We start from the raw sequence: 20,685 nt of genomic DNA, 5'->3' as shown, positions 1-20,685 counted from the left end.
GTTTATGAAAAAGAAAACAGCAGTGGTATTTGGGACCTTTGCCCCTCTCCATCAAGGGCATATCGATCTGATCCAGCGAGCGAAGCGTCAGTGTGACCAGGTCTGGGTAGTCGTTTCAGGCTACGAGGGAGACCGAGGGGAGCAGGTAGGTTTAAGTCTTCAAAAACGATTTCGCTATATCCGAGAGGCTTTTCGTGATGACGAATTGACCTCTGTCTGCAAGCTGGATGAGACCAACCTTCCCCGTTACCCTATGGGCTGGCAGGAGTGGTTGGACCAGATGTTAGCGGAGATTTCCTTTGATGAAAACCAGCAAGAACTGACTTTCTTTGTGGGAGAAGAAGAATACCAGCAAGAACTAGCTAAACGTGGATTTGGCACTGTCTTGCAAGAAAGAAAGTTTGGTATCTCAGCGACTATGATTCGAGAAAATCCAAGCAAATATTGGAAATACATCGCTCAACCCTTCCGTCGTCAGTTTACAAAGAAAGTGTTGATTATGGGAAGTGCTAGCAATGGGAAGACCACTCTGGCCAAGGATTTGGCTAGGTATTACGATGCGCCCGTTAGTCTGGAATACGCGCGTGAGTACCAGATCAAAAACAATGTCCGCGACGATGAATTGACTCCAAAGGATTACTACTATCTCCTGTTGGGCCAGTATGATCAGACCTCCAAGTTAATCGATAGCAATGCCAATCGAGGCTTAGTGATAGCCGATACCAACTCCTTGGTAACTAAGGGCTACTATGACTATTACATGGAGACTGAGGACCAAGAGGATTTATCAGGAGAAACCTTTGACAATCTCTTTGTTTCGATTTTGGCTAAGGAAAAATGGGACTTGATTCTCTTTGTGCAACCTGTTGGCTCCTATGTCAATGACGGATTTAGAGATATGACCATGGCGGAAGACCATATTCGCTACAGTTTTTCCCAGCATTTGGACCAGATGAGAGAGCGATATTTAACCACCATTCCACTAGTTTATCTAGCGGAGGATTATCTAGGGAATTATGAAGCAGCAAAAGTGGCTATCGATGCCATTTACCAAGCAGATTAGGAGAAAATTATGAAAAAGCTAACTGAAAAAATCACACAATTTATCGAAAACTTTAAAAATGTCCATGCCGAAGCCCGCAAGATCGGTTTTGCAGGAATCATGCGCCTGCTATGGAAAGATCTTTTTGTCGGCCGTAGCCTTTTCCAGTGGTTGTATCTTATCGCCTTATCAAGTGTTCCCTTGATCTTAGAGTTCACACAAAATACGGAAAGTCATGATTGGCTGAGCTTGTTTGCATCTTGGACTGGGATTGTCTGTGTCATCTTGGTAGCAGAAGGTCGTGCAAGCAATTATCTCTTTGGAGCCATTAACTCGGCTATCTATTTGATTTTGGCAATGAATGCGACTTTTTATGGAGAAGTTTTGACGACTGTTTACTTCTTTGTCATGCAGCCGATTGGTCTCTATGCTTGGCTGTCCAATCGTATCAATGAACAGGAAAAACCAGAAGAATCCCACTTTGAAGCTAAGAAATTATCTGTTCTTGAATGGCTCAAGTACTTAGCCTTGACTGCCATTATCTGGATTGGTATGGGCTTGGCTTATCAAAGTATCAATAGCGCTCGCCCTTTCCGTGATAGTGTTACCGATGCGACTAATGGTGTTGGTCAGCTCTTGATGACACGTCTCTACCGTGAGCAATGGATTTTCTGGATTGCAACCAATCTCTTTAGTATTTATCTCTGGTGGGGTGAAAATATCCACATCCAAGGGATGTACTGGGTTTACACACTCAATAGTCTAGTGGGTTGGTACCAATGGACCAAGGCAGTTCGAAAGGAGGCATAAGATGGCAGACATAAAGATTCCAGCCGGGATGACGGAAAAAGAATATTATGAAATCCATGCCAGTCAGGAGGAGTTTTTAGACTGGTACTACAAGCAGGAACTCCCTCAATATGAAAAACCAAGTGTGACAGTGGATATGGTAGCCTACTGCTTTGTCGAAGGAAAGATCAAGCTTCTGCTGATCCGTCGCAAGGCCCACCCTTATCAGAACTGTTTAGCCTTAGTTGGAGGTTTTATGGACAAGGGAGAAGATGCTGCACATGCCTGTCAGCGCGAGGTGAGAGAAGAAGTCAATCTCGATCTACCTTTGGAGAAAATCGAGCAATTAATGACCGTATCGACTCCCGATCGTGATCCACGTGGCTGGATGGTGACCATTGCCCACTTGGTTTATTTGCCTAGTCGCGCATTAGACCTCGTTCAGGCAGGAGACGATGCTAAGGATGTGGTTTTTGTAGATGTCGATTTTCAGACATGCAAGTGCTTCCTTGAGGGAGTAGAGTTGGAGGAGAGTGCCTTCGCCTTTGACCATTATGCCATTATCCAAGAGTCCATCAAACGAATCCAAGGCCGTCTCGACTGGAACCCGACCTTCCTTTATCTGCTGGAGGAGGAGTTCACAGTCTACGAAGGAACTGAACTGGTCAATCTCATCAACCCAGGTCGCCCAATCGTCAGCAATAACTTTCTCGTAAAATACGGCGAATATGTAGAAGAAGTCGGACTCAAACGAGTTCCTAAAAAGAAACCAAGAAAAACCTATCGATTGAAATAAAGAGGTCGGGACCAAAATCCCGACCTCTTTGTTTGCCTTTATTAGTTTGCTTTGCTGTTGCGACTGATTTTATGAATGGCTATCTTTCTTAGAATTGCTCAATATGTGAGTAAAGAAGTCTTTGTATCGATACTTGAGATAGTGCTCATGTAAAAATAACAAAGCGATATAGACAATCATAAAGATTATCGTCAGATAAAACACATCAAATGCAGTTCGCGAATAGTGAGTTGCGTGTTGAAAAGAGCCAATAGCTGCCAAAATCAACCAAGGAAGATACTTGTAATACTTATTTAGCATAAGAGCATACCTCCTATATTCTATTTCAATGTTATTATATTCCTTTGTCTAACACAATGCAAGCGATTACACAAGAACGATGTAAAAAAATGACTCTAATCTAAGAAATTTTCTATTTCTTCGTTTCGATTACGAATAGAAATAGTAGAGAGAAATTTTTTAAAATAGTTTCTCTAAATAGTTGACAGATTCAAGGTCTAATGTTACAATCATATTACAAAAAGATTTCTTAACATTTCAAAAATGTTACAAAGGAGTAGAAAAATGAAAAAGAAAACCTATATCAAATTGATGGCAGCGACTGTATTGGCTTCTACCTTGCTACTAGGAGCTTGTGGAAATAAAAACGAAACCACTCAAACTAGCAGCTCTGCAAAAACAAGTCAATCATCAAGTTCTAAAGCGGCTTCTTCTAGCAAAGAAAGCAAGACACAAAAATCTTCAAGCTCAGCTTCATCTGAAAAGGCTCAGGCATCTTCTGGTCAGTCTTCTACAACGCCAGATCAGTCACAAGCGAAACCAGCACCTGAATCAAGACAAGAACAAGCAGCTCCTAGTCAACAAGCCCCATCTCAGGCACCTTCAACTCAGCAAGGTTCTCAAGCCCAGTCTAACCAGTCAGGCTATGATCCAACAACTGACCGCCAACTTCAAGACAAGCAAGCAGAACACAACAAACGCTACAAGGGTGTTTTAACCATGGTCGATGGTGACTTCTCAGCAGCTGCAGGCAACTGGAAGGGAGCGAATGGCGAAACTATTACAGTTTCATCAGGAGGCCAATTTACAGTAGAAACTGCAGATGGAAAGAAAGAAAACTATTCTATCAGAGGCTACTCTTACACACTTGATGATGGCAAGTATAATGCCAAAATCGGTGGAGGAAAAATCATCCAAATTACAACAGGTGCGGATGGTAAAGTTTCAAGCGTTGCCTTGATTCAATAATAGTATCTAGGTTTTCCTAGGAGCTAAAAAACCGTAAACTCAAGCGAGTTACGGTTTTTTGTGTATTATGCTTTGTCTAATTGCAAGAGAGTTTCAATCTCTGCTAGGGTACTAGCTTGTGAAATGGCTCCACGAAGTTTGGCAGCGCCAGATGTCCCCCGGAGGTAGTGAGGAGCGAGGCCGCGGAATTCACGAACGGCTACGTTTTCTCCTTTGAGGTTAATCAAGCGTTTCAAATGTTCGTAGGCGATTTTCATCTTGTCTTCAAATGTCAAGTCAGGGAGAATTTCTCCAGTTTCAAAGTAGTGGTTGATCTGGTTGAAGAGGTAGGGATTTCCCATGGCTGCGCGACCAATCATGACAGCGTCAGCCCCGACTTCTTCAATACGCTGTTTGGCTTCTTGTACCGTACGGATATCACCATTTGCGATAAATGGAATCTTGGTCAAAGCTTGAGCAACCTTGTGAAGGGTCTCAAGGTCGGCATGACCAGTATACATTTGCTCACGTGTACGACCGTGCATAGCGAGGGCAGAGACACCAGCAGCTTCAGCAGCGAGGGCATTCTCCACGGCTAGGGATGGATCAGACCAGCCAGTACGCATTTTGACAGTGAGGGGGATATCAAGGACAGATTGGACCTTGTTGATAATAGAGTAGATCTTGTCTGGGTCCTTGAGCCACATAGCGCCAGCCTCGTTCTTCACGATTTTGTTAACTGGGCAGCCCATGTTGATATCGACGATATCGGTCTTGGTGTTTTCTTGGATGAATTCTGCTGCGCGGGCGAGGCTGTCTTCATCACTACCAAAAAGTTGGATAGAAACCGGATTTTCGCCTTCATCGATATGAAGCATGTGCAGGGTTTTTTCGTTATTGTATTGGATTCCCTTGTCAGAGACCATTTCCATCACAACGAGTCCAGCCCCGAGCTCTTTTGCGATGGTACGAAAGGCTGAGTTGGTGACACCAGCCATGGGCGCTAAAACGGTACGATTGGGAATCTCAACATTGCCAATCATAAAGGGTGTATTAAGATTTGTCACGAATGAGTTCCTCCAGGTCGTTTTCATCAAAGTTATAAGTTGTTTGGCAGAATTGACAAGTAATTTCTGCTCCGTGGTCTTCCTCTTTCATTTCCTCAAGGTCTGAGCTTGGAAGGCTGGCAAGAGCGTTCATAAAACGGTCTTTGCTGCAGTCACATTGGAAACGGATTTCTTCTTCAGATAGACGTTTGTAAGATTCGTCACCATAGATGGCCTTGAGAAGGGCTTCGATATGGTCATCGCTTTCCAGAAGGGTTGAGATGGCTGGCATTTCTTGGATGCGTTTTTCAAAGCGGGCAATCTCCTCGTCCTTGGCTCCTGGCAAGACTTGGAGAAGGAAGCCACCGGCAACTTCGACCTTGTCGTCTTTGTCTAAAAGAACATTGAGGCCGACTGCTGAAGGAGTTTGTTGGCTTTCAGTCAGGTAGTAGGCCAAGTCTTCACCGATTTCCCCAGAGATGAGAGGAGTCATGGAGTTGTAAGGATTTCCAGTGCCATAGTCTGTGATAACGAGAAATTGACCGTTTCCAACAAAAGGTCCAACAAGGACTTCACCCGTTGCAGTCTTTTTGATGTCAACGCCTGGATTTTGAACGTAACCTTTGACGTTGCCCTTGGTATCTGCGACCGTGATGATGGCGCCGAGAGAGCTAGTTCCAAGAACTTTAACCGTTAGCTTGGTATTTCCTTTTTCATTGGCTGCGAGAATTTGGCTAGCGATAAGGGTACGACCAAGTGCGACAGTTGAACTGGCTTGAGTTTGATGTTTTTCTTGAGCAGTGCGGACGGTTTCAGTGCTATCAAGGACAAAAGCACGAAAGGCCCCGCTTTCTGATATAGTTTTAATAATTTTATCCATAGCTACTATTTTAGCATAAAAATGCCCAAAGGGGGAGTCGTGTGTTTGCTGTTTCTGAGGAATAAGGACGAGGAAATCAGCTTTAAAATAAAATGAGAAACAGATTATTTTCGCATTTGAAAGATTTATGCTATCCTTGTAGGAGAAAATGAAAGGGGTAACAAATGTATTTAGGCGATTTGATGGAAAAAGCAGAATCTGGTCAATTTTTAGTCCTTTCCTTTCTATTACAATATTCGCAGACAACAGTCAAGAAAGCCATGGAAGAAACAGGTTTTTCAAAGGCGACCTTAACCAAGTACATTTCTCTGATTAACGAAAATGCCTTGGAAAGAGGTTTAGAGCTGACCATCCACTTGGAAGATGAAAATCTGCGTCTGTCGATTGGTGCAGCTACCAAGGGGAGAGAGATTCGGAGCTTGTTTTTAGACAATGCCATTAAATACCAAATTTTGGTTTACCTTCTCTATCACCAACAGTTTCTAGCTCATCAGTTGGCTCAAGAATTGATGATTAGTGAGGCCACGCTTGGTCGCCACTTAGCTAGTCTAAATCAGATTTTGTCAGAGTTTGACTTATCCATCCAAAATGGCCGTTGGCGAGGTCCGGAGCATCAGATTCGCTATTTCTATTTCTGCCTTTTTCGCAAGATTTGGTCCAGTCAGGAGTGGGAAAGTCATATGCAGAAAGCTGAGAGAAAACAAGAGATTGCTACCCTAGAAGAAATCTGCGGTGCTAGCTTGTCTTCAGGTCAGAAATTGGACTTGGTTCTCTGGGCTCACATCAGTCAACAGCGCCTTCGGGTCAATGCCTGTCAGTTTCAAGTCATAGAAGAAAAAATGCAGGGGTATTTTGACAATATTTTCTACCTTCGCTTGCTGAGAAAGGCTCCGTCCTTTTTTGCTGGGCAACACATCCCTCTAGGAACTGAGGATGGTGAGATGATGGTATTCTTTTCATTTCTCCTTTCCCATCGTATCTTGCCCCTTCATACTATGGAGTATATCCTTGGTTTTGGAGGGCAATTAGCCGATTTGCTGACGCAATTGATTCAAGAGATGAAGAAAGAGGAGCTGCTGGGGGACTACACAGAGGACCATGTCACCTATGAACTCAGTCAGCTCTGTGGTCAAGTTTATCTCTACAAGGGCTATATTTTACAAGATCAGTACAGATACCAGACAGAGAATCGCCATCCCTATTTGCTGATGGAACATGATTTTAAAGGGACTGCAGAGAGAATTTTTCATATCTTGCCTGCCTTTCATCAGGGGACCGACCTAGATAAGAAAATTCTCTGGGGATGGCTTCAGTTGATAGAGTATATGGCAGAAAATGGTGGCCAACATATGAGGATTGGTTTGGATTTGACATCTGGTTTCCTTGTCTTTTCAAGGATGGCTGCCATTTTGAAACGGTATTTGGAATACAATCGTTTCATTACCATTGAAGCTTATGACCAGACTCGGCATTATGATTTGCTAGTTACCAACAACCCTATTCATAAGGAAGAACAGACTTCGGTCTATTATTTAAAAAATGATTTGGATATGGAGGATTTGGCAAAGATTCGCCAGATGCTCTTTGCCTAAAAGGCCTGAATTTTCAGGTCTTTTTTGTGAAATTCGCACAATCTCCTCACATTTTTTTAAAATTTTAAAAAAATTGATAAACAAGAAAGCGCTTTATTTTGTATACTAGTTACTGTAAAGAGGGACCCCCTCAAGATTTTATCAGGAGGACAGCACATGTCACAAGAAAAATACATCATGGCTATTGACCAAGGAACGACCAGTTCTCGTGCCATCATTTTTAACAAAAAAGGAGAAAAGGTCAGCTCTAGTCAAAAAGAGTTCACTCAGATTTTCCCTCAAGCAGGTTGGGTTGAGCACAATGCCAATGAAATTTGGAATTCTGTTCAGTCAGTTATCGCGGGTGCTTTCATCGAAAGTGGTGTGAAACCAAATCAAATCGAGGCAATCGGAATTACTAACCAACGTGAAACAACTGTCGTCTGGGATAAGAAAACAGGGCTCCCTATCTACAATGCTATCGTTTGGCAATCACGCCAAACTGCTCCTCTGGCTGAACAACTGAAAAGCCAAGGTTATGTGGAAAAATTCCATGAAAAGACTGGTTTGATCATCGATGCTTACTTCTCTGCTACCAAGGTTCGTTGGATTTTAGACCATGTAGAAGGTGCTCAAGAGAGAGCTGAAAAGGGTGAATTGCTCTTTGGTACCATTGATACTTGGCTGGTTTGGAAATTGACTGACGGTGCGGCTCACGTAACTGACTACTCAAATGCAGCTCGTACCATGCTCTATAACATCAAGGATCTTAAATGGGATGATGAGATTTTGGAAATCCTCAACATTCCTAAGGCCATGCTTCCAGAAGTTCGTTCTAACTCTGAGATCTATGGCAAGACAGCTCCATTCCATTTCTACGGCGGAGAAGTACCAATCTCTGGTATGGCTGGTGACCAACAAGCAGCCCTCTTTGGTCAGTTGGCTTTTGATCCTGGTATGGTTAAAAATACCTACGGAACTGGTTCCTTCATCATCATGAACACTGGTGAAGAGATGCAGTTGTCTGAGAACAATCTCTTGACAACGATTGGTTATGGTATTAACGGCAAGGTTTACTATGCTTTGGAAGGTTCTATCTTCATCGCTGGAAGTGCCATTCAATGGCTTCGTGATGGTCTTCGCATGGTGGAAAACTCACCAGAGTCTGAAAAATATGCTCTCAATTCTCACAACAATGACGAAGTCTATGTCGTTCCTGCCTTTACAGGACTAGGGGCACCATACTGGAACCAAAACGCTCGAGGATCTGTCTTTGGCTTGACTCGTGGAACAACTAAAGAAGACTTTATCAAGGCGACTTTGCAATCTATCGCTTATCAAGTGCGTGACATCATTGACACCATGCAAGTGGATGCTCAGACAGCTATCCAAGTCTTGAAGGTGGATGGTGGTGCTGCTATGAACAACTTCCTCATGCAGTTCCAGGCTGATATTTTGGGAATCGATATCGCACGCGCTAAAAACTTGGAAACAACTGCCCTCGGTGCAGCCTTCCTAGCAGGATTGTCAGTGGGTTACTGGAAGGACTTGGATGAGTTGAAACTCTTGAACGAGACAGGAGAACTCTTCGAACCATCGATGAACGAATCTCGTAAGGAACAACTTTATAAGGGCTGGAAGAAGGCTGTGAAAGCAACTCAAGTCTTTGCGGAAATCGATGACTAATACTGAAAGAATAAAGTGACTCAGTTAGAAAGTGTGTAAATATGGAATTTTCAAAGAAAACACGTGAATTGTCAATTAAAAAAATGCAGGAACGTACCTTGGATCTCTTGATTATTGGTGGAGGGATTACAGGAGCTGGTGTAGCTTTGCAGGCTGCAGCCAGTGGTCTTGACACTGGTTTGATTGAAATGCAGGACTTCGCAGAAGGAACATCCAGCCGATCAACAAAATTGGTCCACGGAGGTCTGCGTTACCTCAAACAATTCGACGTAGAAGTGGTATCAGATACAGTTTCTGAACGTGCGGTGGTTCAACAAATCGCTCCACATATTCCAAAGCCAGATCCGATGCTCTTGCCAGTTTACGATGAAGATGGAGCGACCTTTAGCCTCTTCCGTCTCAAAGTAGCCATGGACTTGTACGACCTTTTGGCAGGTGTTAGCAATACGCCAGCTGCTAACAAGGTCTTGAGCAAAGAAGAAGTCTTGGAACACCAGCCAAACTTGAAGAAAGAAGGCTTGATAGGAGGTGGAGTTTACCTTGACTTCCGTAACAACGATGCGCGTCTTGTGATTGAAAACATTAAACGTGCCAACCAAGACGGTGCCCTCATTGCCAACCACGTTAAGGCAGAAGGTTTCCTCTTTGACGAAAGTGGCAAGATTACAGGTGCTGTAGCTCGTGATTTGTTGACAGACCAAGTCTTTGAAATCAAGGCTCGTTTGGTTATCAACACGACAGGTCCTTGGAGTGACAAGGTACGTAATTTGTCTAATAAGGGAACGCAATTCTCACAAATGCGTCCAACCAAGGGAGTTCACTTGGTGGTTGACTCTAGTAAGATCAAGGTTTCACAGCCAGTTTACTTTGACACAGGTTTGGGAGATGGTCGTATGGTCTTTGTTCTCCCACGTGAAAACAAGACCTACTTTGGGACAACCGATACAGACTACACAGGCGATTTGGAACATCCAAAAGTGACGCAGGAAGATGTGGATTATCTACTTGGCATTGTCAACAACCGCTTCCCAGAAGCAAATATCACCATTGATGATATCGAAAGTAGCTGGGCTGGTCTTCGTCCATTGATCGCAGGCAATAGTGCTTCTGACTACAATGGCGGAAATAACGGAACCATTAGCGACGAAAGCTTCAATAGCTTGATTGCGACTGTCGAGGCTTATCTATCGAAAGAAAAAACGCGTGAAGATGTTGAATCTGCTGTTAGCAAGCTTGAAAGCAGCACATCTGAGAAACATTTGGACCCATCTGCAGTTTCTCGTGGTTCGAGCTTGGACCGTGATGACAATGGCCTCTTGACCCTTGCTGGTGGTAAAATCACAGACTACCGTAAGATGGCTGAAGGGGCTATGGAGCGCGTGGTTGATATCCTCAAAGCAGAATTTGACCGTAGCTTTAAACTCATCAATTCTAAGACTTACCCAGTTTCAGGTGGAGAATTGAACCCAGCGAATGTGGACTCAGAAATTGAAGCCTTTGCTCAACTTGGAGTGTCACGTGGCTTGGATAGCAAGGAAGCTCATTACCTAGCAAATCTCTACGGTTCAAATGCACCGAAAGTCTTTGCCCTTGCTCACAGCTTGGAACAAGCGCCAGGACTAAGCTTGGCAGATACCTTGTCCCTTCACTATGCAATGCGCAATGAGTTGGCTCTGAGCCCAGTTGACTTCCTCCTTCGCCGTACCAACCACATGCTCTTTATGCGTGATAGTTTGGATAGCATCGTTGAGCCAGTTCTAGATGAAATGGGACGATTCTATGATTGGTCAGTAGAAGAAAAAGCAGCCTACCGTGCGGATGTCGAAGCAGCTCTTGCTAACAACGATTTAGCGGCATTAAAAAATTAAGAAAAACTAGAAGAGAGGGAGGTAAGCTTTCCTTGCCTTCTCTTTCCTTCTTTTAAATGGAGACAACGATATGATGAAAGAATTATTTGGAGAATTTTTGGGGACTTTGATCCTTATCCTCCTAGGAAATGGTGTTGTAGCAGGTGTGGTTCTTCCTAAAACCAAGAGTAACAATTCAGGATGGATCGTCATCACGATGGGATGGGGGATCGCCGTTGCGGTTGCCGTCTTTGTATCTGGCAAACTTAGTCCTGCACACTTAAACCCAGCTGTGACGCTTGGTGTAGCCTTAAAAGGTGACTTGCCTTGGGCTTCAGTATTCCCATATATCCTAGCTCAGTTCGCTGGAGCGATGGTGGCTCAGATTTTGGTTTGGTTGCAATTCAAACCACACTATGAAGCAGAAGAAAATGCAGGCAATATCCTAGCGACCTTTAGTACTGGACCAGCAATCAAGAACACAGTATCCAACTTGGTTAGCGAAATCCTTGGAACCTTTGTTTTGCTCTTGACAATCTTTGCCTTGGGGCTCTATGACCTTCAGGCAGGATTAGGGACCTTTGCAGTGGGGACCTTGATTGTCGGTATCGGTCTTTCACTAGGTGGGACAACCGGTTATGCCTTGAACCCAGCTCGTGACCTTGGACCTCGTATCATGCACAGTATCCTTCCGATTTCAAATAAGGGAGATGGGGACTGGTCTTATGCTTGGATTCCAGTTGTGGGACCTATCATTGGTGCAGCCTTGGCAGTCCTAGTATTTTCACTTTTTTAAGATAAAAGAGTTATTTGCAACAGAGTTTGAGATGGAAGTCTCAGGCTCTTTTTTGTCATTTTTGATGGCAAAAACATTGATATCTTAACTTATCTTAAAATAAGCTAAAACGAACTTTTAAGTGACGGTAAACAGTTGAAAATTAGCATGATAAAGTGGTAAAATGGTAAAAAGATAAGATAGTAAGTGCTTATTTGCGCAATATTCCTGAAAGTTTACAGAAAAGAAGTCGAATATGAAAAAAAAGAGAACGTTTTATATTTTTTGGGCTCAAACATTCCTGTATTTTGTTATTTTACTAGGCTTGCTATATTTTTTTAGTTACCTTGGACAGGGACAAGGCGGCTTTATCTATAATGAATTTTAATTCAAAGGAGAAAATCTATTGTGTCAAATAAACCAATAGTTGATATGATTGAAACGATTGAGCACTTTGCTCAGACACAAGCTAGTTATCCTGTTTACAACGTTTTGGGGCGAGAGCATACTTATGGAGATTTGAAGGTTGATTCGGATAGTTTGGCTTCAGCCATTGATCAGTTGAATTTGCCAGAAAAATCTCCTGTTGTCGTCTATGGCGGACAGGAGTATGAGATGTTGGCTACCTTTGTGGCCCTGACCAAGTCAGGTCATGCTTATATTCCCATCGATAGCCATTCAGCCTTAGAACGGGTAGCTGCTATCGTAGAAGTAGCAGAACCGAGCTTGATTATTGCTATTTCAGATTTTCCATTAGAGCAGACAAGTATACCAATGCTGAATTTAGAGCAAGTCCATGAAGCCTTTTCTCGACGTTCCAGCTATGCCATAACGCATCCAGTCAAGGGAGATGACAACTACTACATCATCTTTACTTCTGGTACGACTGGTAAGCCTAAGGGAGTGCAGATTTCCCATGATAATCTCCTCAGCTTTACCAACTGGATGATTACAGACAAGGAGTTTGCGACGCCAAGTCGTCCGCAAATGCTGGCCCAGCCACCTTATTCTTTTGACCTGTCTGTTATGTACTGGGCGCCAACCTTGGCACTAGGTGGTACACTTTTCGCTCTTCCATCTGCTATCACACAGGATTTTAAGCAACTCTTTGCGACCATCTTTTCCTTGCCTATCGCTATCTGGACTTCAACGCCTTCCTTTGCAGATATGGCCATGTTGTCAGAAGACTTTAATAGTGAGAAAATGCCAGGAATCACGCATTTCTACTTTGATGGGGAAGAATTGACGGTCAAAACAGCTCGAAAACTACGCGAGCGATTCCCAAATGCCCGTATCATCAATGCCTACGGACCAACAGAAGCGACAGTAGCCCTATCAGCAGTTGCCGTGACAGATGAGATGTTGGCGACTCTCAAACGCCTGCCAATCGGCTATACCAAGGCGGATTCTCCGACCTTTATCCTTGATGAGGAAGGTCAGAAAGTTCCAAATGGTGAGCAGGGAGAAATCATCGTTTCTGGACCAGCTGTTTCAAAAGGCTATATGAACAATCCTGAAAAAACGGCAGAAGCCTTCTTTGAGTTCGAGGGTCTTCCGGCCTACCACACAGGAGATGTGGGAACTATGACAGATGAGGGCTTGCTTCTCTACGGTGGACGGATGGACTTCCAGATTAAGTTTAATGGTTATCGTATTGAGCTTGAAGATGTCTCTCAAAACCTCAACAAGTCTCGCTATATCGAGTCGGCTGTTGCTGTCCCACGTTATAACAAGGACCACAAGGTACAGAATCTACTGGCCTATGTTATCCTAAAGGATGGTATCCGTCAGCAATTTGAACGCGATATCGATATAACCAAGGCTATCAAGGAAGACTTGGCAGATATCATGATGTCCTATATGATGCCGTCTAAATTCCTTTATCGGGACAGTCTACCGCTGACTCCAAATGGTAAGATTGACATCAAAGGCTTGATTAACGAGGTAAACAGCCGATGATGGAATTTTTCAAACAATTTCCTCATTTGGAACCTTATGGGAATCCACAGTATTTTCTATACATCATCGGTGCCACCTTGCCTATTTTTATCGGACTCTTTTTCAAGAAACGTTTTGCCTTATATGAGGTGCTGGTTAGTCTCTTCTTTATCCTAGCCATGTTGGTAGGTGGGAAGACGGATCAAATCAGTGCCCTCCTTCTTTATGTCGTTTGGCAATTGCTACTTGTTTTTTCCTACAAAAGATACAGAAAAAAGCGGGATAGTCAGTGGGTCTTTTATCTGGTTAGCTTTTTATCTCTATTGCCGATTATCTTTGTGAAAGTAGCTCCTGCTATTCATGCTCCCCAGTCCTTGCTTGGCTTTTTGGGAATCTCTTACCTGACCTTTCGTTCGGTTGGGATGATCATCGAGCTGAGAGATGGGGTGATTAGGGATTTCACCTTGTGGGAATTTCTCCGATTTCTCCTCTTCATGCCGACTTTCTCGAGTGGTCCTATCGATCGCTTTAAACGTTTCAATGAAAATTACGAGACCATTCCTGAGCGAGAAGAGTTGATGGATATGCTAGAAGAGGCTGTCAAGTATATCATGCTTGGCTTTCTCTACAAGTTTATCTTGGCCCATATTCTAGGAGAGATTTTGCTACCTCCTTTAAAGAACTTGGCCCTGCAGACTGGTGGCTTCTTTAACCATTATGCCCTAGCAGTCATGTATACCTTTGGTTTGGAATTGTTCTTTGATTTTGCAGGCTACTCTATGTTTGCCTTAGCCATTTCAAACTTAATGGGGATTCGTAGTCCTATAAACTTCAACAAGCCTTTTTTATCAAGGGATTTAAAGGAGTTTTGGAATCGTTGGCATATGAGCCTGTCTTTCTGGTTCCGTGATTTTGTCTTTATGCGAATGGTGATGGTCTTGACTAGAAAGAAGGTCTTTAAAAATCGCAATGTGACTTCAAGTGTCGCCTATATTGTAAATATGCTGATTATGGGATTTTGGCACGGAGTGACCTGGTACTACATCGCCTACGGACTCTTTCATGGGATTGGACTGGTCATCAATGATGCTTGGGTTCGCAAGAAAAAAGCACTCAATAAAGAACGCAAAAAAGCAGGGAAGGCTGCTTTACCTGAGAATCGCTGGATTCAGTTGTTTGGCATGGTTGTCACCTTCCATGTCGTCATGTTTTCATTCTTAATCTTTTCTGGATTCTTGAATGATTTATGGTTTAAAAAATAAAAGGAAATAAAATATGGATATCAAATCAGAAGTTATCGAAATTATTGATGAGTTGTTTATGGAAGATGTTTCTGACATGATGGATGAGGACCTCTTTGATGCAGGTGTCTTGGATAGCATGGGAACGGTTGAATTGATTGTTGAGATTGAAAATCGTTTTGACATTCGTGTCCCAGTGACGGAGTTCGGTCGTGATGACTGGAACACAGCCAATAAAATCGTAGCAGGCATTAGGGAGTTACAGAATGCTTAAGCGTTTGTGGTTAATCTTTGGCCCTCTGCTTCTTGCTAGTTTTCTTGTTTTCTTACTGATCTTTTTCTATCCAAACAATCCGAGTCATAATTTGACTGAAGAAAAATATTCTGCAGCAGCGATTAGTTCGGAGAGCTTTAAAGAGAGAAGCCAAAAAGTAAGAGCCTTTACAGAACCCAATATGCGCTTTATTCCCTTTTTTGGCTCAAGTGAGTGGATTCGTTTTGATAGCATGCATCCTGCGGTCTTGGCGGAGAAATATAGTCGCCCCTACCGGCCCTACTTTTTGGGACAAGCAGGAGCGGCCTCGCTTAACCAGTATTTCGGTATGCAGCAAATCTTACCAGAAATCGAGGAAAAACAGGCAGTATTTGTCATTTCGCCTCAGTGGTTTACAGAGGAGGACTATGAGCCAGCCTTCTTCCAAAACTACTTTAACAACGATCAGTTGACAGCCTTTCTAGAAAATCAATCGGGAGATATTGCAGCCAAACATGCGGCTAAACGTCTCTTAAAGCAAAATCCAGGAGTCTCTATGAAGGGCCTCGTTGAGAAGCTGTCAAAGGGTGAGGAATTATCAGAGGTTGATCGTGCTATTATCAAGGCTTTTGCGCGTTTTAATGAGCGTCAGGCTTCACTATTTGGACAATTTTCCATTCGAGGAAAACTCAAGTACAAGGAACATGTGGAGAACTATTTAAAAGATCTTCCGGATCAATTTTCTTATGAGGAGTTAGAAAAAATTGCTCGAAAGGATGCAGAAGCCAATACCAATAACAACGATATGGGAATTGAAAATCAATTTTATAAGACTCAGGTGAAAGACTACCTCGAGAAGTATAAGGGCTATCAAAAAAATTACAATTTCCTCAAGTCGTCTGAATACAATGATTTGCAGTTGGTTCTCAATCAATTTGCCAAATCAAAGGTCAATGTTCTTTTTGTGATCCAGCCTGTCAATAAAAAATGGATGGCCCATACAGGGCTCAGCGAGGAAATGTACCAACATGCTGTTGAAAAAATTCGTTACCAGTTAGAAAGTCAAGGTTTCACCAACATTGCTGACTTTTCTAAAAAAGGCGGAGATCCCTACTTTGTCAAGGATACGATTCATATTGGTTGGTTAGGTTGGCTGGCTTTTGATAAGGTTGTCAATCCCTTCTTAACGGATCCGACCCCAGCTCCAGACTACAAAATGAATGACCGCTTCTTTAGCAAGGACTGGGCGACCTATGATGGAAATATCAAAGATTTTCAATAGATCAATAAAAAACTTGAACTTTTTGGTTCAAGTTTTTTTGTTAAATAGCGAATATTTGAGAGAGAAATAGGTCAAAAGTTTAAATTTTTTCAGAAATAGCGTATAATGTAATAGAAAAGAAGAAAAGAAGAAAAGAAGAAAAGAAGAAAAGAAGAAAAGAAAGGGATTTTAAAATGAACAAACGTTCTTTGTTACCTGTCTTGTCGACAGCCCTGTTAGCTCTAGCCTTCTTAGCTGGACAAGTCTATGCTGAAGAAGCAACTGCCCCTGCAGAAAGCCCTGCAGTCGTAGCAAATCCAGCAACTTCAGAAACTCCTGTAGCTCCAACAACAGAGGTGGCAAGTCCCACAAGTGCTGAATCGGCGGAAGCAAAGGAAGCTCCTGCTGAATCTACTAAAGGCGAAGAAAAGGACACCGTTATCTTACACACCAATGATGTCCATGGTCGTATTGTAGAGGAAAAGGGAGTAATTGGTGATGCTAAGTTAGCGACTGTCATCGAGCAGGAACGCGCGAAATCAAATCAAATGACTCTCGTCGTAGATGCGGGAGACGCCTTCCAAGGTTTACCGATTTCCAACTCTACAAAGGGTGAAGCACGCGCTGAAATTCTTAATCAGATGCAGTATGATGCCATGGCAGTAGGAAATCATGAGTTTGACTTTGGTTTAGACGAAGCTAAAAAATACAAGGAAATCTTGAAATTCCCATTACTTAGTTCAAATACCTACGTCAATGGTGCTCGTCTCTTTGAAGCTTCTACAATCGTTGATAAAGATAAGACTGTGGAAGGTGATGAGTTTGTTGTAATCGGCGTGACAACACCTGAAACAGCTACCAAAACTCACCCTAAAAATGTCAAAGGGGTAACCTTTACAGATCCAATCTCCGAGGTGAATAAGGTTATCGAAGAAGTCCAAGCCAAGGCTCGTGCAGAAGGCAAGGACTACAAACACTATGTTGTGCTGGCTCACTTGGGTGTGGATACTACAACTCCAGTCGAATGGCGTGGTTCAACTTTGGCAGAAGCCTTGTCTAAAAATCCTCGTTTGAAAGGGAAACGCGTAACAGTAATCGACGGTCACTCTCATACAGTAGAATCAACGACTTATGGAGACAATGTTACCTATAACCAGACAGGAAGCTACCTTCATAATGTAGGGAAAATCACCTACAAATCACGTCAGCTTTTGGGCAATCCAACTCAGATTCCGGCTGCTGATGCTAAAAAATTACCAGCCAATCCAACAGTTGAAAAACTAGTCAAAGACATTAAACAAAAATACGATGCTGAAAATGCTGTTGAAGTCGTTTCAAACAGCCCTGTAGAACTCAACGGAGATCGTGAGAATGTTCGGGTTCGTGAAACCAACCTCGGAAACGTCGTAGCGGACTCCCTCTATCAGTATGGTCAAACAGGATTTAGCCATCCTACTGACATCGCTGTGACAAATGGTGGTGGCTTGCGTGAAACTATTGCAAAAGGCAAACCGATTACGAAAGGAAATGTCATTGCTGTTCTTCCATTTGGAAATACCATCTCACAAATCCAAGTGACTGGGCAACAAGTATTGGATATGTTTGAAAAGTCACTCGGATCTATCTTGCAGGTCGATAAGGATGGCAAGAAGGTCTTGGATGAGAACGGGCAACCATTGCTAGAACCAAGTGGTGGCTTCTTGCAAGTTTCAGGTGTGAAGGTTTACTATGATACCAATCTACCATCAGGTAAACGTGTCTTGGCCATACAGGTCAAAAACCGCACGACTGGTCGTTATGAACTCCTAGACCTCGCAAAAACCTATTATCTTGCAACCAATGATTTTTTAGCTGCGGGTGGCGATGGCTACACGATGTTAGGTGGTGCGCGAGAAGAAGGTCCTTCTATGGATGCAGCCTTTGAAGAGTATCTGAAAACAGCTGATTTGACCCAGTATGAAAAGATCAATCCGAACTCACGGACGATTTCTGTGGATTCTAAAACCTTTAGTCTACCAGTAGAAACGCCTCAAACGAATGCAGCTGCTAGCGATGCGACTACAAATGTACCACTTACTTATGAGGTGGCAGGTCAATTTAGCAAGAAGGCAGTTGTCTCAGAAAAAGCCCTCCCAAATACAGGAAGTGAACAGTCCATCTTCTTGCTCTTGATGGGAATGGTAGCTGGTTTGGCAGGTATCTTATCGAGTCGAAAACCAAAGCAAAAATAGGTTAAATTTTACATCTAGAAGAGTCTAGGGAAACGTTTTTACGCCTTTTTCCCTTGACTCTTTTTTGGTTTATGATATAATTAACCAGTAAAGAATCGGTGGCTATCTAAGTTTTTTTACGAAAAAGATAGCTAGGGAAGGAGTAACACATGAGACAGCTTGCACAGGAAATCGATAACTTTTTAAACGAGGTGATCTTGAGATCTGAGAACCAGCATGAAATTCTGATCGGGCATTGCACAAGTGATGTAGCCTTGACCAATACTCAGGAACACATCCTCATGCTCTTGTCGGAAGAATCCCTAACCAACTCGGAGTTGGCCCGTCGCCTCAATGTCAGCCAGGCAGCAGTGACCAAGGCTATCAAGTCTTTGGTCAAAGAGGGCATGTTAGAGACATCCAGAGATCCCAAGGATGCGCGTGTGATTTTTTATCAACTGACCGAGCTAGCTCGACCAGTAGCGGCAGAACACCACCATCATCATGAACACACGCTCTCAGCCTATGAACAAGTAGCAAATCAGTTTACTCCAAATGAACAAGAAATCATCCAGCGGTTTTTAACTGCTTTAGTAGGAGAAATCAAATAATGCGGTATATTACAGTAGAGGACTTGTCTTTCTATTATGACAAAGAGCCTGTCCTCGAGCACATCAACTACAGTGTTGATAGTGGGGAGTTTGTCACCCTGACTGGTGAAAATGGAGCTGCCAAGACGACGCTAATCAAGGCTAGTCTAGGCATCTTGCAGCCAAGATTTGGCAAGGTAACCATCTCAAAGACAAACACTCATGGGAAAAAGCTTAGGATAGCTTATCTTCCCCAGCAGATTGCCAGTTTTAATGCTGGTTTTCCAAGTACGGTTTATGAATTTGTCAAGTCGGGTCGCTATCCGCGAAAGGGCTGGTTCCGTCGTTTGAATGCCCACGATGAGGAGCATATCAAGGCCAGTCTAGACTCAGTTGGTATGTGGGAACACCGTGATAAACGGATTGGTTCCCTCTCTGGTGGGCAAAAACAACGGGCGGTTATTGCACGGATGTTTGCTTCTGACCCAGATATCTTTGTCTTGGATGAGCCGACGACAGGGATGGATGCGGGGAGCAAAAATGAATTTTACGAACTCATGCACCACAGTGCCCACCATCATGGCAAGGCTGTTTTGATGATTACGCACGACCCTGAGGAGGTCAAGGACTATGCGGATCGCAATATCCATCTAGTCCGTAACCAAGACTCGCCGTGGCGTTGTTTTAACGTTCACGAAAGCGACCAGGAGGTGGACCATGCTTAGTTTGTTATCTTATGACTTTATGCAGCGAGCCTTCTTGGCGGTCATTGCCATGAGTCTCTTTTCTCCAGTTCTTGGGACCTTCCTTATCTTACGTCGTCAGAGTCTCATGAGTGATACTCTCAGTCACGTTTCCTTGTCAGGGGTTGCCTTTGGTCTGGTTTTGGGGATTTCTCCAACTATTTCAACCATTGCTATCGTCTTGATCGCTGCGGTCTTTCTAGAGTATCTCCGTACAGTCTATAAGAGCTTTATGGAAATCGGGACAGCCATCCTCATGTCAACAGGACTTGCGGTGTCACTTATTGTCATGAGTAAGGGGAAAAGTTCGAGTTCCATGAGTTTGGACCAATATCTCTTTGGTTCGATTGTGACCATTAGCCAGGAGCAGGTGATTTTCCTCTTTGCCATTGCTGCGGTCGTTTTGCTCTTGACTTTCTTGTTCTTGCGACCAATGTATATCCTGACTTTTGATGAGGACACGGCCTTTGTGGATGGCTTGCCCGTTCGTACCATGTCTATCCTCTTTAACATGGTGACAGGGGTGGCCATTGCCCTTATGATTCCAGCAGCAGGAGCCCTTTTGGTGTCGACCATTATGGTCTTGCCAGCTAGTATTGCCCTTCGTCTGGGGAAAAACTTTAAATCTGTTATGTTACTGGCTAGTGCGATTGGCTTTTTGGGAATGGTAGCGGGGCTTTACATCTCCTATTATGCGGAGACTCCTGCTAGTGCAAGTATCACCATTATCTTTGTAGTTGTCTTTTTATTAGTCAGTCTACTCAAGCGTTATATCAAATAGGAGACGAAA

General features: G+C 43.3%; 20 protein-coding genes. 17 read left to right on the top strand and 3 right to left on the bottom strand.

The genetic code is table 11. The features are described from left to right. Positions 1–4 precede the first annotated feature (4 nt). From SORDD25_RS08185 to SORDD25_RS08175, 3 genes are read left to right on the top strand one after another with little or no spacing between them, the layout of a single operon-like run. Entirely contained in the window at positions 5–1,063 is a 1,059-nt protein-coding gene (locus tag SORDD25_RS08185; RefSeq protein ID WP_061853303.1) for an AAA family ATPase, read from the top strand. Positions 1,064–1,072: 9 nt separating this feature from the next. Further along, on the top strand, positions 1,073–1,852 hold the full coding sequence (gene pnuC / locus SORDD25_RS08180) for a nicotinamide riboside transporter PnuC (RefSeq protein ID WP_061853302.1): 780 nt from the start codon (positions 1,073–1,075) through the stop codon (positions 1,850–1,852). A gap of 1 nt (position 1,853) precedes the next feature. After that, positions 1,854–2,627, top strand: a complete 774-nt coding sequence (locus SORDD25_RS08175; RefSeq protein ID WP_061853301.1) for an NUDIX domain-containing protein — start codon at positions 1,854–1,856, stop codon at positions 2,625–2,627. A gap of 69 nt (positions 2,628–2,696) precedes the next feature. Here the strand turns inward: SORDD25_RS08175 and SORDD25_RS08170 are convergent, their stop codons facing one another. Next, a complete protein-coding gene (locus SORDD25_RS08170; protein WP_061853300.1) occupies positions 2,697–2,927 on the bottom strand; it encodes a hypothetical protein in 231 nt (76 codons plus the stop codon). 264 nt (positions 2,928–3,191) lie between these two features. Here SORDD25_RS08170 and SORDD25_RS08165 point away from each other — a divergent pair, with 264 nt between their 5' ends. Next, positions 3,192–3,875: a hypothetical protein gene (locus tag SORDD25_RS08165; RefSeq protein WP_061853299.1), complete on the top strand. Its 684-nt coding sequence runs from the start codon at positions 3,192–3,194 to the stop codon at positions 3,873–3,875. 65 nt (positions 3,876–3,940) lie between these two features. Here the strand turns inward: SORDD25_RS08165 and dusB are convergent, their stop codons facing one another. Then, entirely contained in the window at positions 3,941–4,921 is a 981-nt protein-coding gene (dusB, locus tag SORDD25_RS08160) for a tRNA dihydrouridine synthase DusB (RefSeq protein WP_000183318.1), read from the bottom strand. Next, entirely contained in the window at positions 4,908–5,780 is an 873-nt protein-coding gene (hslO, locus tag SORDD25_RS08155; protein WP_061421531.1) for an Hsp33 family molecular chaperone HslO, read from the bottom strand. The genes dusB and hslO overlap by 14 nt, the downstream gene beginning before the upstream one ends. A 164-nt stretch (positions 5,781–5,944) precedes the next feature. Here hslO and SORDD25_RS08150 point away from each other — a divergent pair, with 164 nt between their 5' ends. From SORDD25_RS08150 to SORDD25_RS08090, 13 genes are all read left to right on the top strand, one after another. Further along, positions 5,945–7,372: an AcpB/EbpR/MafR family transcriptional regulator gene (locus SORDD25_RS08150; protein WP_061853298.1), complete on the top strand. Its 1,428-nt coding sequence runs from the start codon at positions 5,945–5,947 to the stop codon at positions 7,370–7,372. A 156-nt stretch (positions 7,373–7,528) separates the two neighbouring features. Continuing rightward, positions 7,529–9,037, top strand: a complete 1,509-nt coding sequence (glpK, locus tag SORDD25_RS08145) for a glycerol kinase GlpK (RefSeq protein WP_061853297.1) — start codon at positions 7,529–7,531, stop codon at positions 9,035–9,037. 41 nt (positions 9,038–9,078) lie between these two features. Then, entirely contained in the window at positions 9,079–10,905 is a 1,827-nt protein-coding gene (gene glpO / locus SORDD25_RS08140; RefSeq protein WP_061853296.1) for a type 1 glycerol-3-phosphate oxidase, read from the top strand. A 70-nt stretch (positions 10,906–10,975) separates the two neighbouring features. Then, positions 10,976–11,680, top strand: coding sequence for an MIP/aquaporin family protein (locus SORDD25_RS08135; protein ID WP_061853295.1), 705 nt, complete (start codon positions 10,976–10,978; stop codon positions 11,678–11,680). 235 nt (positions 11,681–11,915) lie between these two features. Continuing rightward, positions 11,916–12,047 carry a teichoic acid D-Ala incorporation-associated protein DltX gene (locus SORDD25_RS08130; RefSeq protein WP_061407648.1) on the top strand — a complete coding sequence of 44 codons (132 nt, stop codon included), beginning with the start codon at positions 11,916–11,918 and terminating at the stop codon, positions 12,045–12,047. 20 nt (positions 12,048–12,067) lie between these two features. Next, positions 12,068–13,618 (top strand): D-alanine--poly(phosphoribitol) ligase subunit DltA, encoded by a 1,551-nt coding sequence (gene dltA / locus SORDD25_RS08125; protein WP_061853294.1) that lies wholly within the window; start codon positions 12,068–12,070, stop codon positions 13,616–13,618. Further along, positions 13,615–14,859: a D-alanyl-lipoteichoic acid biosynthesis protein DltB gene (gene dltB, locus SORDD25_RS08120; RefSeq protein WP_061853293.1), complete on the top strand. Its 1,245-nt coding sequence runs from the start codon at positions 13,615–13,617 to the stop codon at positions 14,857–14,859. Before dltA ends, dltB begins: the two co-directional genes overlap by 4 nt. Before the next feature lie 13 nt (positions 14,860–14,872). Then, a complete protein-coding gene (gene dltC, locus SORDD25_RS08115; RefSeq protein WP_061853292.1) occupies positions 14,873–15,112 on the top strand; it encodes a D-alanine--poly(phosphoribitol) ligase subunit DltC in 240 nt (79 codons plus the stop codon). Beyond that, a complete protein-coding gene (dltD, locus tag SORDD25_RS08110; RefSeq protein ID WP_061853291.1) occupies positions 15,105–16,373 on the top strand; it encodes a D-alanyl-lipoteichoic acid biosynthesis protein DltD in 1,269 nt (422 codons plus the stop codon). Before dltC ends, dltD begins: the two co-directional genes overlap by 8 nt. Before the next feature lie 173 nt (positions 16,374–16,546). Further along, complete coding sequence (nt5e, locus tag SORDD25_RS08105) at positions 16,547–18,583, top strand: cell surface ecto-5'-nucleotidase Nt5e (RefSeq protein ID WP_061853290.1); 2,037 nt, start codon at positions 16,547–16,549, stop codon at positions 18,581–18,583. Positions 18,584–18,732: 149 nt separating this feature from the next. Further along, the gene (gene adcR / locus SORDD25_RS08100) at positions 18,733–19,173 is read left to right on the top strand and encodes a zinc-dependent transcriptional regulator AdcR (protein WP_061853289.1); all 441 of its coding nucleotides are present in this window, start codon (positions 18,733–18,735) and stop codon (positions 19,171–19,173) included. Next, positions 19,173–19,877: a metal ABC transporter ATP-binding protein gene (locus tag SORDD25_RS08095; RefSeq protein ID WP_001269482.1), complete on the top strand. Its 705-nt coding sequence runs from the start codon at positions 19,173–19,175 to the stop codon at positions 19,875–19,877. Before adcR ends, SORDD25_RS08095 begins: the two co-directional genes overlap by 1 nt. Beyond that, positions 19,870–20,676 carry a metal ABC transporter permease gene (locus SORDD25_RS08090; RefSeq protein ID WP_061853288.1) on the top strand — a complete coding sequence of 269 codons (807 nt, stop codon included), beginning with the start codon at positions 19,870–19,872 and terminating at the stop codon, positions 20,674–20,676. Before SORDD25_RS08095 ends, SORDD25_RS08090 begins: the two co-directional genes overlap by 8 nt. The last annotated feature ends 9 nt before the right edge of the window (positions 20,677–20,685 follow it).

This window comes from Streptococcus oralis (assembly GCF_001579525.1).
In the GTDB taxonomy this organism is placed as follows: Bacteria; Bacillota; Bacilli; order Lactobacillales; family Streptococcaceae; genus Streptococcus; species Streptococcus oralis_M.
The sequence above is the reverse complement of the archived record's forward strand: the minus strand, read 5'-3'. Positions and strand labels throughout refer to the sequence as shown.